The following is a 14541-nucleotide window of genomic DNA, read 5'->3' as shown; positions in this document are numbered from 1 at the left end:
AGACACTCGCGGGCTGACGTGTAGGTCGCCCTTACACAGTGTCGAGTGACGGGTCGCCGCCGTTGCACTCGGAGGGGGAAGTGTAGAGCAGCCACGGTGCCTCTCGCTGCCCCGGGTCTACCGAAATCATTGCGCTACCCCGGGTCCAGAATGCAGGCGGCGTTGAGCATCACTTCCCTGTCCACGCGTCGGTTACGTGCAAGGATCTGCCGCGAACGATTGTCCAAAGTAGATCCTCGTCGACGCTCGCTCATCGCAGCCGAAAAGAGAGCGATCCTGCCGGTCACCTCGACCCTGTGCCCGGCCAGACACCGGTCGTAACACCAGTCACTAAGAAGCCGAATACAGTGCGTTGATTGATCCGCGATGTCTGTCGTGACGTCTCCGATGGCGGCCCCGAACGGATAGCGGATTCAAATTCTTTTCGCGGGCCGCGGTCGGGCCTCGGCCGGATGCGGGCCTTGTCAGCGTAGCCGTGGGATCACTGACCGAGCGAACAGTTCCTGGTTTTTGATGGCTTTCCAATGCTCGGCGCCGCCCGCGTTGACGGTGATGGCGATTTCGGCGATACCCGGACACTGCTGCCGTACATGCTGGATGCGCTCGACGATGTCGTCGGGTGTGCCCACCCACACGTAGTCCTGCTCGACCAACTGCTCGAACGGGATCTGCTCCAGGGACTCCAGGATGCCGCTGGTGTAGAAGCCATAGTCCGCGCGGGCCAGGTCATCGGCCGGTGGCTTGTCGTGCTCGGTCAGCGGTGAGGCGTTGCCGGAGATGAATTTGAGCATCCAGTCCCTGGCCTCGCGCATGGCGGTCTGCCGATCCTCGTCCAGGTGTACGGCATGGATCCACACGATGTCCGGCTCGGTGCCCAGTTCGGCGCACCGCGTCCGGTACAGCGTCAGCTGCTTTTCCAGCGCGGCATACGGCAGCAGCGGCGGTACCCCCACGCTCCAGCCACGCTCGGCGGCCAGCTCGTAGGTCCGGTCCGAGGTCCCACCCATCGTCACCCGCAATGGCCTGTCCGGCAACGGCACCACCTGCGCATCGGTGACCTGGAAATAGGTGCCGTGATGGCTGAGCCGCTGCTGGTCGAGCGCCGCGAACAGTAACTCGGCGGCTTCCTCGTAGCGCGGACGAGCGTGTTCGTCCAGCGCAAGACCGGCCTTAGGAGGCATCCATCCGTGGCCACGACCGACGCCGAACTCGTAGCGCCCGCCGGTCAGGATATCGGTGACCGCGATCGCCGAAGCCAGCACCAGCGGATTGTGGTACGGCAAGGTATGCAGCATCGTGCGGAAGCGTAACCGCTGGGTGCGCTGCGCGGCCGCCGCGAACAACGCCGTCGGGTTGGCCGATACCGAAAACTTCGGGAAGAAAAAGTGCTCGATCACCGAATAGACGTCGTATCCCAGCCGATCGGCATTGACCATCTGCTCCAGCACCTCGGCATAGAGCCGTTGCGCCGTCGTGCCCGGGTGCAGCTGCAACTCCGAGTACAAACTAAACCGCATAACCTCGAGCCTAACGGCAACCATCGATATTATCCGATTCGCCAACGGTCTGTGAGACGGTTCCTCGTCGGTGTCGCTGCGCGACGTGATCTTCTGTCGGTGCTTGTTCGTGGGCCCTCGACGTTAGCGCAGGCGGTCCATATCGGATAGGGCGAAGGCGGTGTCGTTGGGGTCCGGCCGAGTGTGTGTGCTGGCCATGCCAGGTTCGGTGAAATCGGATCGCCCGTGTCGGCATAGTGGCGGGGTCCTACCGCGTGTTAGAGACGACGCGAGGAGGTACGGATGGACGAGGCGGCCGAGCGGGAGTTCCGGGAATACGTTGCGATGCGCCAGGACGCATTGTTTCGTATCGCGCTCCTGCTTACCGGACAGCGAGAAGACGCGGAAGATCTGCTGCAGACCGCGCTCACCAAGCTGGCCTACCGCTGGACGAAACTACACCTGTCGGGATCCCCTGACGCGTACGTCCGAAAGATCCTGTACCACGAGCGGATCAGCAGGTGGCGACTCAGACGCAATCGCGGTGAGCTACTTACGGCGCAACCACCGGAAGTCCGCGCCGACGATCCCTTTGCCCGCAGCATCCTGCGGCTCGCCCTTGCCGACGCGCTGCAACAGCTCACCAGCAAACAGCGCGCGGTCATCGTGCTGCGCTTCTACGAGGATCTGCCGGAGGCCGAAATCGCACGGATCTTGGGCTGCACGGTCGGCACGGTGCGCAGCCAAACCCATCGCAGCCTGGCCCGTCTTCGCGTGTTGTGCCCAGAACTCTCATCGAAGGTGGAGACGCGATGAAACACATATCAGAACAGCACATGAGCCAGGCCCTGCACGACCTGGCCGACGCACCCGGACCGGCCGGCTTGGCCGGCTTGGCCGACCACGCCCTGATCGGCGCGCGGCGGATGCGTCGCCGCAGAACCGTTCTGGCGACAGCGGCCACCGTCGCAGCGACCGGCGTCATCACGGTGCCGTTCCTGCTATCCCCGGCAGGCCAAGACCACCTGAGCATCACCCCGGGCGCGTCCCCGCAAGCCAGCCAAAGCCCATGCACCACGTCGTCCACGCCGGCGCCGACCCGGGGGATATCGAGGCAGGACTGGCCAACGTTTGTCAAGATCGCCATCGGTAGCCTGCCTGCGCGCGACGATTACGTGGTGAGTACCGCAACCGCGACCTGCAGTTCGGCCTATGCGGTGATCGATGTGGGTGCAGCGGGCGAGCTTGGCCATCTCACCTTGAACCTGGCCATGCGGCAGCCCAGCGATCCGGCGAACTGCGCCCAGCTGCCCTCCATGATCGGCCAGGGATACCAGGTGCTGTTCTGCGAGGAACTTACGGCGGCGACGCCGATGGTCTTCGCCATCTCCGATGGCACCATGTTCATCGTCAACGCCTTTTTCGGGAACGGCCGTCACGTGTGGATGGAGTCGTGGGGGCTGGCCGAAGGCGCGCCACCGCTGATCGGCGCTGACGAGCTGCGCTCCGTCGTGACCAACCGCGCGTTAGCCGAACAGATCCGCCCGTGATCCACGCTTCGCGACGCGATCTTATGTCGGTGCATTCTTGCCCAAACGCCGAGGGAACTGCCGGACGGAGGCGTCGCTGTGCGCCGCAAGATCCGCTTCGTACCTTGCGATCTCGGGCAGCTGCGGTTACTGAACATCCGCGTCAAGCACATGAACACGCGTGCATCGCACGCATGGTGGTGAGGGTTCAAATCCCCTCGGACACACGCTGTTCGCTTGGCAACGCTCAACGGACAGTGTGATCTCGAGCGTGTAGCCGCAGGCGAACGCGCGGAAGCCGAGTGAGTGAACTAGCCCGTGGCGTGGCTGTCCATAAGTAGACGATAGTCAATCAGAAGTACGGTATCGCCGAATCACTATCCGCGTCGTACCAAACTCCCCGCGGTCTAGAGCGTGACTAGCGGATCAGGAGGGACGGTCTGGCACGGCTCTGAGCCAGTCGAGTGTCTCAGCCATGTCCAATGTGGCCTGGGCGTGCCTGGCGTAGGTCTCGCGCCATTCCCGCTTCCCGCGGCACCCGGACGTTTTGTGGAGGACGGCCCGCCGTCTCGGATCGTCCGGGACAGTCCCGCGCCGCCGGGCCTCTGGCTCGTCCGCACCGGTTGCCCGACGCTGAGCCCCACAGGCTGCACCCTCCGCCGCATCGAGCGACCCGCTTGATGTCGCCCGCGCACGGGTGGGCCTCGATCCCGAAGGAGGGGCGCGTGTTCCAAGCCACCACCCGTTCGCCAAGGATACGGGCCGCCGCGATGCTCGGCGGCACCGCCCTCCTGGCATTACAGCTGATGACCGCCGCACCCGCGGCCGCCAAGCCCAAAGACGCCGGCAAGCCGCCGCAACAGCGGTACGCCGCACCGGCCATCGCCCAACCCCGGCACGGCGACGCCGCCGAACTTCCCCGGCCGTTGACGACCGCCGACAAACGGCCCACCCGGCAGGCCGGCGGCCCAAGCGTGGACGCCATCGGCGGTACCCCCGCAAGCATTGGCGAATACCTGTATTTCGCCTCGATCTGGCGGCAGGGACAGCCCATCTGCGGCGGCTCGCTGCTGTCGAACTTCATGGTGCTCACGGCCGCCAACTGCGTCGACGACGGATATCCGGTGTCCGCCTTCCAGGTGCGCCTCGGCGGGACCCAGCTCGGCGGCGCCGACCCGGGAGTGCCGCGGGCGATCTCCCAATTCCTCGTGCATCCGGGATACGTGCGGCCCACCTCCCCGGTTCCGGCACCCTACGACGCGGCGATCCTGATCCTGTCGAGCCCCATCACGCGCGCCGATGTCACGGTGCAGTGGCTGCGGCTCGCGCAGGGCAACGAACTCGGTCTGGTCGACGCGGGCGACCCCGCGACGGTCCTCGGCCACGGTTCGCCCAGCGGGCCGGCCAACCCGTTGATGGAGACGGTCGTGCCCATCCAGCCGGACTCGCCGCCCGGCCTGCACCCGAACTTCGTCCCCTCCCTGATGATCGCCGCGGGCGGTACCGCGGCCGGAGGGCAGGGCGCCTGCCGCATCGACGACGGTGGCCCGCTGGTGATCACGTCGACCCCGCAGGACATCCAGATCGGCAACGTGAACTGGTATCCGGCCCCCTGCGGCCAGCCCAACATCCGCGACATCTACGGCGAGCTGCATCAGGGAAGCGTCGCGGCATGGGTCCACAGCGTGGTCGGCCGGCCCGGCAACGACCAGTTCTCCGGCGCCGTCACGCTGAGCGGCAACTCAGGCTCCGTCGCGGGCAACACCACCAACGCGACCCTAGAGGCCAACGAGTCCGGGACCGACATCGAAACCACCGTCTGGTACAGGTGGAAGCCCACGGAATCGGGCACCGCCCAGATCACGGTCAACCAGCACGCCTTCGACTCCGAGGTCCGGGTCTACACCGGATCGACGGTGTCCACGCTCACGCTCGTCGCATCCAACAATGACGCCAACGGTTCACTGCAGTCCGAAGTGGAGTTCCCGGTGGTCGCGGGCAAGGTCTACCAGATACAGGTCGACGGGTTCCAGTTCGACTACGGGCCTTTCCGGCTCAGCTACGCCGTCAACCGCCCGGCCAACGACGACTTCGCCGGCGCCACGGCGATCACCGACACATGCGCGTGCCCGGTCGTTGCGTCCACCGCCAACGCGACCGGCCAAGCGGGCGAGTCCACTGTGGCCAGTGGCGACGGGGACGCCACGCTGTGGTACTCGTGGACGGCGTCAGCCGCGGGAGTGGCCCGGTTCTCCACCGCCGGATCCGACTTCGACACCACGCTGGCCGCCTACACCGGCACGTCACTGACCGGCCTCACCCCGGTCGCGGTCAACGACCAGTTCAACGGCACCAACCAGTCGCAGATCACGTTCGTGGTGCCCGAGCCGGGGACGTACCGGATCCGGGTGGGCGGCTACAACGGCGAGCGGGGCAGCCTGCGCCTGCAGTATGCGCTGGAGCCCGAACCCAACGACCTGTTCGTCCAGCCGCAGGTCCTCGCGGGCACGTCGGGCGTCATGACGGGGGCGAACCAGCGGGGCCTCGCGGAGCCTGGCGAACCCGCCTTCCTGCCCAACCCCACTTCCACGATCTGGTACCGGTGGACCGCCCCCAGCAGCGGAAGATACCGGTTCACGACCGAGGGCTCCACGTTCGACACCGAGCTCGCAGCGCTCACCGGGGCGAGCATCACGGGACTGACCCTGTTGGCGTTGAACGACGACGACATCGGGTCGCAGTCCCGCATCGAGTTCCAAGCCACCTCCGGCACGACGTACTGGATCTGGGTCGACGGTTTCGGCTGTGACAAGGGTGCCGTCCAGCTGAACTGGCGCCAGGTCTGATCCGGCGTCGTGGCCTGCTCGGGGACGACCGGGCGTCCCCGAGCATTACGCTGCCCCGGTTTCGCGCCGCTTGACCGGCCTGGAGGAAAGAGGCACTAGCCGTCCCGCGAGCCGGGAATGCAGGACCCGCGCGACCGTGCGATCGGGATTGTCCATACGGCTGTTCACGGCAACTGAGGTCACGGGGAACCGTTGCCACTAACGGGACCCGGTCACCACCATGATCACCCAGCCCTGGGCTCGCCACTCTGGACGGCTTTATGGGACCCGGGAACCGGATCGTTGCTTTGCGCCCGCGGTGGGCCAGGGCTGCTCTAGGCTGCTGTTAAGACAGCCAGGGGGCGGGTTATGCATCGATTCTGGACTCCTGCCGACCGTGAATCCCGGTTCTCGCGTCCCGGCCGGTCCGGCGCCCTGATGCCGCTCCGCGACCTTGCCCTTAGCTGGGTACTGCTTGTTTTGATCGCTGTTCTCGCCTGGGTAATTACTTACCAGCAGGCCCGGGGGATGGGCGTCGGCCCGGGAACGATGGGTATTGCGCTGCTGCCCTTCCTCCTGCTCTGGGTGATCATGATGGCGGCGATGATGCTGCCGTCGATGGCTCCAGTAGCGGTGACGTGGGCCAAGGGTATCGGGCGCCAGTCGTCGGGTTGGGCCAAAGCTTTCCGCCTTACTGAGTTCATCGGAGGTTATCTGCTGGCCTGGACTGCGTTCGGGTTTATGGCCTATGGCGGGCTGGCGCTGACCGGCCATCTGGTGAATAGGTACCCGGATTCCGGGCGCTGGATTGGTGCGGCAGCGTTTCTGCTGGCCGGGTTGTACCAGCTGGGGCCGCTGAAACATATCTGCCTGCGCCATTGCCGTGATCCGATATCGCAGCTGATGAAATACGCCAACTTCCCGCGGCTGGCCCGCGATCTGCGTGTCGGCTTGCACCATGGCGCATACTGCGTCGGTTGCTGCTGGGCGCTGATGGTGGTGTTGATTCCGTTGGGAGTCATGAACATTCCCGCCGTGGCAGCACTCGCGGCGGTGATCTTCCTGGAGAAGCTATGGCGGTATGGACCGTATCTCGCCCGGGTGACCGGTGTCGTCTTCCTGATCCTAGCGGTGCTGGCGCCATTCCAGGACTGGCTGCTCCCGGGTCTGCGAACGACCGGTGGCGGCATGTGACGAGGAGTTTGCGCCGGTCCGCGAAATCGCCCGCTGGCCGCTGAAGTAACCTGCGCTGGATACACAGAACGGCACCAGGTAATTGACGAAAACGCGTACCCATGTCGCTACGGTGGCATCGCCGCCAGCTATCAGGGACCCCTGGTTTACCAGCGACAGGATGGTGCCCACCAACAACGCGATGGGTACGCATTTGGACAGGGATCCTCGTGAAAAGACGGTCCTGAACAGACCTGGTTCTGGATCCATTACATCTAGCGGCCGCGAACTGATCCAGCCGTTTCCGTGCTGAACATGAACTCGGCAGCCTCACCGTAGGACGGTTCGTAAGTTATCCCGAATGCGTCTGAATGGCCTGAGCTGCTGCCAATCTTGTACTCCGGTGCGAAACCGAACATCGCGTTCTTGACTGTTGTTGGCGCTCCATCGACGCCGAGAACCGGCTGGAACTGGATCTCACTCTTGCCTTCGATCGTTGCCGACGGCTTTTCTCCATCGGCGATCGACACATGTGCCCGTTCCATGCCGGCGTATGTGCCGATGAACTGAGCAAGCTCGCCGAATGGACCGCCCGCCTGCCCGGAGAGGATCTTTTCGACGCTGCTGGCCTGCTCGGCGCTGGCTGCACTGTCGACGACTAGGCCGATGGTCCAGTTGCCCGAGGTCAGGTTGGACGGAAGGCGGATATACATCGCAAAGGCAACGCCTGATAGATCGATGTCATCGAGCCTTCCGTCAGCTATGTGAAATACCGTTATACCCCGGCATTCCCCGCTGCCCTTGGCGTCCCTGGGCTTCGCGTCTACCGGGCATCCGCATATGGCAAGACACGAGCAACTGCCTACATAGTTTCCTGAGATGGTATAGCTCATCACTAGCCCCCCGTGTTCGAAGCCTCCCTATCCAGGCTAGGCCTGGCGTTTTCGCATGTAAACGGCCTTGCGGGCTGATGTTGGGGGAAGATTTCCGGCATCGACGACGAGGATGATGCCGCCGGTGGCCTGCTGCCATCGCTGCGCCGCTTCGGCGTACCGCTGGTAGACGTCGTATTCGCTGGCCGCGTCCAGTGCGGCGGTAGACTCGTCGAGTACGGCCAGCAACGGCGTGGTGCGCATGAACGCCCGTGACAGGGCGATCTTCTGCCATTGACCGCCGGACAGTTCGACGCCGTCGCCGAGGGCCTTGCCCAGCCGGGTCTGGTCGCCCTCGGGCAGGCGGGCGAAGACCTGGGTGGCGCCGCCCTTGTCGGCGGCCTCCGTGATGTCGTGCATCTGTGGAAGGTTGCCGACGCCGACGGCCTCGCCGGCTAGGAACGGGAAGCGGCTGAAGTCCTGGAAGGCCGAGGTCACCCGCTCCCGCCACGCCTTGGGGTCGATCTGGGTGAGGGATTGTCCGTCCACGGTGATGGTGCCGGTGGTGGGCCGCTGGAAGCCGCACAGCAGTTTGACCAGCGTGGTCTTGCCGCTGCCGTGGTCGCCGACGAGCGCGACCGTCGCTCCGGCCGGGAGGTGCAGGTCGATGTCGTGCAGCACCGGCGGGCCGCCGTAGGAGAAGTTGACGCCGGCCAGGGTGATGCCGTCGTGGAGCCGGTCGGGAGCGGCGAGCGTGCCGCCCGTGCCTGCCTGGTAGAGGTCGCGCAACCAGCGATAGTGGCCGATCATGGTGAGGCCGCGGGCGGAGGAGCCGATCGCGTACGAGAGCAGCTCGAGCTGGCCCCTGATCTGGCTGCCGAGCGTGGCCACCAGCAGCAGCGCACCGGGGCTGACTGAGCTGGCGAGGGCCAGCCGGCTGGTGAGGTAGAGCGCGCCGAGGAAGGCCACGACGAACAGCAGCGAGCCGAGCAGGGTGAGACCGCCGACGGCGGCCGAGCTGCGCCACAGGATCGCGGCGCGCCTCGCGTAGGCGATGTGCGATGCCGGCGGCGTGCGCGCCGGAGGTTCCCAGGCGCAGCTCCTTGGCCGGGTTCGCCTCCGTGATCATCGTGAACAGGTGCTGCTGGGCCCGCAGACGCTCGGCGGTCTTCGCCGTGGCCGCCTCGGTGCGACGCGCGCCGACCCGGGTAAGCAGCATCGACGGCACCGCGAACAGCGGCAGCACGACCAGCAGCGTGCGGATCTCGGCGCCCCTCACCGGCTCACCTTGAACTGCCGAGCCTGGAAGGGGAACATGCGCGTATTCGCCGCCCGCGGCGAGCAGTTCGTCGTGCGTGCCTCCCTCGGTGATCCGGCCGCCGGAGAGCACCACGATCCGGTCCGCCTTGCGCACGGTGGAGAACCGGTGGGAGATCAGCAAGACGGTCGCCTCCCCGCGCACCTCGCGGATTGCGGTCGAAGGCCTCCAACTCGGCCTCGATGTCCAGGTTGGCGGTGGGCTCGTCGAGCACCAGCAGCCGGGCCCCGCACGCGGCCGCCAGCGCCGCCCGGGCCAGCGCGATCTTCTGCCACTGGCCGCCGGACAGGTCGCTGCCGTCAGCATATTTGGGCGAGAGCGCGGTCTCCCAGCCCTTGGTCAGCCGTTCGATCATCGCGGTCGCGTCAACCGCGGCCGCCGCGGCCCCGACCTGCTGCCGTGTCGCCGCCGGCGCCGCGATCCTGATGTTTTCGTACGCACTCAGCTCGTAACGGTTGAAGTCCTGATAGACCGCGTACGCCGCTGGCTCGGTCACCATGGTGCCGCCGTCCGGCTGATATTGACCGGTGAGCAGCTTGGCCAGGGTGGTCTTGCCCGCCCCGTTCACGCCAACGACCGCGATCACCTCGCCGGGTCGCAGCGTCAGGGTCACGCCGTTGAGGACGCGGGCCTCGCCGTAGGCGAAACAGACGTCCTGCAGGGTGATCTCGCTGGCGCCCGCCGGCCTGGGCCAGCGCCTCTCATATACCGTCACCTATCCCCAGGGTGGCGGTGCGCAGTCGACCATCGGATTAGGCCTTGCCGGTCCAAGCTTCGGCTCCCGCGGGTTCCCTCGATCAAAGTCGGCTTGACGCTAGTCGGAGACAAGCCCGCACTGGTCCTGCGGCCGGCGCGGCCTCGTGAGCCCAGGCCAGCGGGCGAACCCGCTTCGTACGAAACGGTCTGGACGAGATCGCCGATGAACGTCCGCTCATGGCTCCCCTCTGTGTCAAGAGGTTGAGAGTGATCTTCTTCGCGATGGTGCTGCCGTTCGGGTGACAGTGCTGGTCAGCGCCGGTGTCTGTGGCGGCGTATCGTGGTTGTCGAGTCCGGGAAGTGGCTTATCCGAAGAGTCGGCTGTCGGGGTTGAGCCGACCGCGCTGGATGTCAGAGTCGCCCCCGGTTGCCCTCCCGGACTCGTCTTGGCGTCGGTGAGCATCTGTTGGTAGACCACGTTGGATAGTCGGCGTTTCACGGCGCGCATGGCTTCCATCGCTGTTTTGCCGGCGGCGAGTTTGCGCCGGAAATATCGGCGGCCTTCGGTGTCGTGGCGTAGCTGGACGACAGCCATGATGTGCAGGACCCGGTTGATACGACGGTTACCGGCGCGTGAGAGCCGGTGGCGTTGCTGATTGCCGGAGGACGCTTCCAGGGATGCGGTGCCGTTCCAGGAAGCAAAATGACCACGGTCGGCGAAGCGGCTGATGTCAACGATGTCGCCGAGTAGCCTCGCGGCGCCGGACGGGCCAATCCCATTGAGTCGCAACAGATTACCGCCCGTCGCGGCGACCAACTCGGTCAGCTGCCTGTTGGCCGTCTTGATCTTCTTGTCGATGACGGCCAGCTCGGTAATCAGCTCCGAGGCCAGCTGCCTGCGGGTACGCCCGACGATGTCATGGTCTGACGGTGTTGAGCAGGGCACGGGCTTGCAGCGCGGACAGGAATTTCTTGGCTCCACCGGGGACCAGTTCCAGCAGCAGGTGATGCAGCCGCGACACCAGCTCGGTACGAGCCCGACCCAGAGTGTCGCGGCGGTCGACCAGCAGCCGCAACGCCGCTGCGGTGTCGTCGGCGACGATACGCCGTAAACCCTTGGTGCGCAGGGCGACCACCGCCACCGAGTGAGCGTCGACAGGATCGGTTTTGCGGCCCTGGCCGGTGGCGAAGACCCGCGCCCGCGCCGAGAGTTTCGACGGCACGTCTACCACGGTTTCGCCATCGGCGACCAGGCGTTTGGGCGATATGGCGACCGATGCCGTTGCAGCCTTCTACTGCCCAGATCCGATCCTTGTGCCTTCGGCCGAGTTTGAGCATCGCCTGGTAGCCGGCGGTGTCAGTGTTGAACCGGCCCTGAGCCAGGACCTGCTCCCGATCGTTGATGATCTCTATGGTGGCGGATCGCTTGTGCGGATCCATGCCGATGATGACTCGCCCCATGGCGCCCTCCTCGAACCCGGCTCCAGCTGGAATCGGCGGGAGGGCAGCGCTTCTTGAAGTCGGGCATACCCCTCTCGAGCCTCTCCACGCCGCGGTGACCGGCAGGACGCATGCCAAATGAGAGCCACACCAACACTTTCCGGTGGGCAGCCGATGAGAGAGCGATCCTGCTGGTCACCTCGACCATGTGCCCGGCCAGACACTGGTCGTAACACCAGTCGATAAGAAGCCGATGAGTGGACGTTCGACGGGTGTGAGGGCTGCTGGATAAGGTCAGCGGTTAGATGCACCGCGAGCGTGCAGCTGGCCCCACCGCCGTCGATCGAGGACGAGCAGGCCGGCCAGGACAACCAAGGCTCCTGCGGCGGTACCCAACTGAACCGGTAGGTCAACGAGCCGGCTACCGGCATATCCGACCCCAGCACCGGCCAGGCACAGCGCCACGAACGCCGACCAGCCGACCAGGTTGAGTTGGACGCTGCGAAACAGCCGGACGCGGCTCCCAAGGCGGTGCCGCCGCGAGGTGGGCCAGTTTACGGCGTATCGACGTTTCATGACATCCTTGGCTGCTGTGTATCGGCGGTGCTCAGGCGAACAGGCTTGCCTTGACGGCACCATCCTGTCATGCCGCGATGCGCACGTTCACGGTGTCCGAGAAGGGATCGTCGAGCGTGCTGACCGTAAGCGATCTTCAGCCATGACGCTCGAAATCGCGCTTCTCATACGAGAGGCCTAATAGGACGAGCCCTGACCTGTCTCAGATCCAAACCCTTGACCTTCGGAGAATTCGCGCGTCAGCTGGTACACGCGATACAGCGTGATGAGGCTGAGCAGAACGTTCACCACGCCGCTGAGGATCAGCACTGCGGTCGGCACATCCGGGCTCGGCGCTCCGAAAGCCTCCCCACTGCCGCCGACAATGATCAGCAGCGATACGAGGACGATCACGACGGCGCCCACGCCGCCGACGCGGCCAGGCCTGGACACAGCCAGGGTGGCCAACGCCAGCACGATGGTCAACACTGCGGGCGCGCCGATGGCGGTGCCTCGCACCCACATTTCCGAGGCAACGTTGTCGGGATCCCCCGCGCCGCCGAACTGTGCCGGCCAGCGCATCGCCACGCACAACACCGTCGTGACGATGTGAAACACGATCACCGCGATATTGAGCTGAACCAGGCGCCTACGTCGCTGATCCATCGTCACTGCTCCTTCACCACCATCCGCCCATTCAGCAGCTTGCCGAGCGTAGGGCTCGTCGCCGCATTTGGAAAATGGGGAGCCCTTGCTGTACAGCTGATCCCGAAGGGCCCCCGCTCCGCGGACCGTGTCGCGCGGTCATGTCCGATGTGCGGATGGTGTTTCGGCAGCTTGGTTCCAGGTTATTGATCTGTATGGCGGAGTTTGACGACAGCGCGAGGCCAGCTCATCTGAGGGTCATGACCCTCAATCTGCTTTCGCCGGATCATGCCGACTGGCAACGTCGTCGTTCGGTGTTAAAGGCGGGCCTGGCAAGCTTGCGTCCGGACCTGGTCGCCCTGCAGGAAACGGTCTGGGGTAATGGCTATGACCAAGCTCCGGACCTGCTCGGCCCTGACTATCACATCGTTCGCCACTCCGGGCGCTCTGCTGACGGCGTCGGCGCTGCTCTGGCCAGCCGGTGGCCGGTCGGTACGGTGCGTGAGGTCGATCTGCACGTCACCCGCCGCGTGGACCTGCCATGGTGCGCCGCCGTCGTGGCCCAGATCGAAACGCCGCCGCCGATCGGACCCTTGCTGTTCGTTCACCACAAGCCGACCTACCACGTGGGTTACGCCTACGAACGTGAACTGCAAGCCGTCGCCTGTGCCGAGTTCATCGAAGAGCAACTCGCCGGCCGGGACATGCACGTGGTGTTGGCCGGGGATTTCGATGACACTCCGGACTCTGCCAGCATGAGGTTCTGGACCGGCAAGCAGTCGCTGTGCCGGCGCAGCGTCGCGTACCGCGATGCCTGGTCGGCGATACACCCAGACGAACCCGGCCACACGTTCACACCGCTGAACCCACTCGTGCAGGCCGGCGAGATGTCACTGGAGCTGGGACGCCGCATCGACTACGTCATGGTTCGTTGCGGCATCCACGGCCCGACCCTGGACATCGTCGACTGCCGGCTGGCCTTCGACGAACCGGTCGACAAGGTGTGGGCCACTGATCATTTCGGGATGGTCGCCGATCTGGCGACACCCGAACATCCGCCCGGTGCCTGGCGCTCCTGCTAAACCGCGCTCGGAGCAACCACAGGCTGGAATTGCATCCGCTCATGCCGCCGACCGTGCGATCGTTTCGTTCGCTTCCCTCTTGCCGGTCCCGAAAGCGTTCGGCGCCGGCGGCCCAGTGGATCTAGTGTGATGTCTCGTAAATAGGTTGTGGTTGGTAGGCTGCGGACCATGAGTCGTCCGCCGGCTGCGCCGTTGTCTTTGTTGGATGGTCAGCGTGAGGTGTTGGAGTCGTTGGCCCGCTCGCGTACGGCGGCGCATCGCCTGGTGCAGCGGGCGCAGGTGTTGTTGCATGCCGCTGATGGGGTGTCCAACAACGACATCGCGGTGCTGGTGGGAGTGTCGCGGCCGACGGTGCTGGCCTGGCGTGCCGAGTTCGCTGAGCATGGTTTGTCGGATATGGGCAAGGTGGCCCCGGGTCGGGGCCGCAGACCGACGATCCCGCAGGAGACCATCGATCGGATTGTGGATTTGACGTTGCATCACCTGCCGGCCGGTGCCACGCAGTGGTCGTGCCGGGCGATGGCCAAGGCGGCCGGGGTCAGCCCGGCCACAGTGCAGCGGGTGTGGTCGGCGCGAGGGCTCAAGCCGCACCTGACAGAGACGTTCAAGCTGTCGACCGACAAGCGGTTCGAGGAGAAACTTGTTGATGTGGTCGGGCTGTATCTGAACCCGCCCGATCAAGCGGTGGTTTTCTGCATGGATGAGAAAAGCCAGATCCAGGCCTTGGACCGGACGCAGCCCAGCCTGCCGCTCAAACCGGGCCGGGTCGGCACGATGACGCATGACTACAAGCGGCACGGCACCACAACGTTGTTCGCGGCGTTGGACGTGTTGACTGGCAAGGTGATCGGCAAATGCTTCACCCGGCATCGGCATGACGAGTTCCTGCGGTTCCTGCGCACGATCGACA

General features: G+C 65.3%; 15 protein-coding genes. 7 read left to right on the top strand and 8 right to left on the bottom strand.

Features of this window, described 5'->3' with window-relative positions; translation table 11 throughout:
- Positions 1–464 precede the first annotated feature (464 nt).
- Complete coding sequence (locus tag DM816_RS10035) at positions 465–1517, bottom strand: LLM class flavin-dependent oxidoreductase (protein WP_162907294.1); 1053 nt, start codon at positions 1515–1517, stop codon at positions 465–467.
- A 282-nt stretch (positions 1518–1799) separates the two neighbouring features.
- Between DM816_RS10035 and DM816_RS10030 the strand changes: the two genes are divergently transcribed.
- The 4 genes from DM816_RS10030 to DM816_RS10015 all read left to right on the top strand — a co-directional run bounded on the left by DM816_RS10030 (position 1800) and on the right by DM816_RS10015 (position 7044).
- Entirely contained in the window at positions 1800–2312 is a 513-nt protein-coding gene (locus DM816_RS10030; protein ID WP_117209879.1) for a SigE family RNA polymerase sigma factor, read from the top strand.
- A 77-nt stretch (positions 2313–2389) separates the two neighbouring features.
- On the top strand, positions 2390–3046 hold the full coding sequence (locus DM816_RS10025; RefSeq protein WP_162907293.1) for a hypothetical protein: 657 nt from the start codon (positions 2390–2392) through the stop codon (positions 3044–3046).
- A 704-nt stretch (positions 3047–3750) separates the two neighbouring features.
- On the top strand, positions 3751–5871 hold the full coding sequence (locus DM816_RS10020; RefSeq protein ID WP_162907292.1) for a trypsin-like serine protease: 2121 nt from the start codon (positions 3751–3753) through the stop codon (positions 5869–5871).
- A 348-nt stretch (positions 5872–6219) separates the two neighbouring features.
- The gene (locus tag DM816_RS10015) at positions 6220–7044 is read left to right on the top strand and encodes a DUF2182 domain-containing protein (RefSeq protein ID WP_117209876.1); all 825 of its coding nucleotides are present in this window, start codon (positions 6220–6222) and stop codon (positions 7042–7044) included.
- On the opposite strand, the gene nrtS is transcribed toward DM816_RS10015, so the two are convergent.
- The 6 genes from nrtS to DM816_RS44335 all read right to left on the bottom strand — a co-directional run bounded on the left by nrtS (position 6976) and on the right by DM816_RS44335 (position 11132).
- Positions 6976–7293, bottom strand: coding sequence for a nitrate/nitrite transporter NrtS (gene nrtS / locus DM816_RS45730; RefSeq protein ID WP_170318800.1), 318 nt, complete (start codon positions 7291–7293; stop codon positions 6976–6978). The genes DM816_RS10015 and nrtS overlap by 69 nt on opposite strands.
- A 5-nt stretch (positions 7294–7298) precedes the next feature.
- Positions 7299–7916 (bottom strand): DUF1326 domain-containing protein, encoded by a 618-nt coding sequence (locus DM816_RS10005; protein ID WP_117209903.1) that lies wholly within the window; start codon positions 7914–7916, stop codon positions 7299–7301.
- 36 nt (positions 7917–7952) lie between these two features.
- Entirely contained in the window at positions 7953–8864 is a 912-nt protein-coding gene (locus DM816_RS10000; RefSeq protein ID WP_117209875.1) for an ATP-binding cassette domain-containing protein, read from the bottom strand.
- Between the two features lie 314 nt (positions 8865–9178).
- A complete protein-coding gene (locus DM816_RS09990) occupies positions 9179–9928 on the bottom strand; it encodes an ATP-binding cassette domain-containing protein (protein WP_117209873.1) in 750 nt (249 codons plus the stop codon).
- Positions 9929–10162: 234 nt separating this feature from the next.
- Positions 10163–10855: a transposase gene (locus DM816_RS44340; RefSeq protein WP_246001797.1), complete on the bottom strand. Its 693-nt coding sequence runs from the start codon at positions 10853–10855 to the stop codon at positions 10163–10165.
- Positions 10827–11132: an IS110 family transposase gene (locus tag DM816_RS44335; RefSeq protein ID WP_246001795.1), complete on the bottom strand. Its 306-nt coding sequence runs from the start codon at positions 11130–11132 to the stop codon at positions 10827–10829. The genes DM816_RS44340 and DM816_RS44335 overlap by 29 nt, the downstream gene beginning before the upstream one ends.
- A 43-nt stretch (positions 11133–11175) precedes the next feature.
- Here DM816_RS44335 and DM816_RS44330 point away from each other — a divergent pair, with 43 nt between their 5' ends.
- On the top strand, positions 11176–11427 hold the full coding sequence (locus DM816_RS44330) for a hypothetical protein (RefSeq protein WP_246001794.1): 252 nt from the start codon (positions 11176–11178) through the stop codon (positions 11425–11427).
- A gap of 675 nt (positions 11428–12102) precedes the next feature.
- Here the strand turns inward: DM816_RS44330 and DM816_RS09980 are convergent.
- Positions 12103–12570 carry a hypothetical protein gene (locus DM816_RS09980; protein WP_162907291.1) on the bottom strand — a complete coding sequence of 156 codons (468 nt, stop codon included), beginning with the start codon at positions 12568–12570 and terminating at the stop codon, positions 12103–12105.
- Positions 12571–12809: 239 nt separating this feature from the next.
- Here DM816_RS09980 and DM816_RS09975 point away from each other — a divergent pair, with 239 nt between their 5' ends.
- A complete protein-coding gene (locus tag DM816_RS09975; protein WP_162907290.1) occupies positions 12810–13631 on the top strand; it encodes an endonuclease/exonuclease/phosphatase family protein in 822 nt (273 codons plus the stop codon).
- Between the two features lie 168 nt (positions 13632–13799).
- The coding region (locus DM816_RS09970) for an IS630 family transposase (RefSeq protein ID WP_117209902.1) at positions 13800–14541 on the top strand (742 nt) is incomplete at its 3' end.

The organism is Allorhizocola rhizosphaerae (genome assembly GCF_003426775.1).
GTDB lineage: Bacteria > Actinomycetota > Actinomycetes > Mycobacteriales > Micromonosporaceae > Allorhizocola > Allorhizocola rhizosphaerae.
Note: the sequence above shows the minus strand (reverse complement) of the source record. Positions and strands in the feature narration are given on the sequence as shown.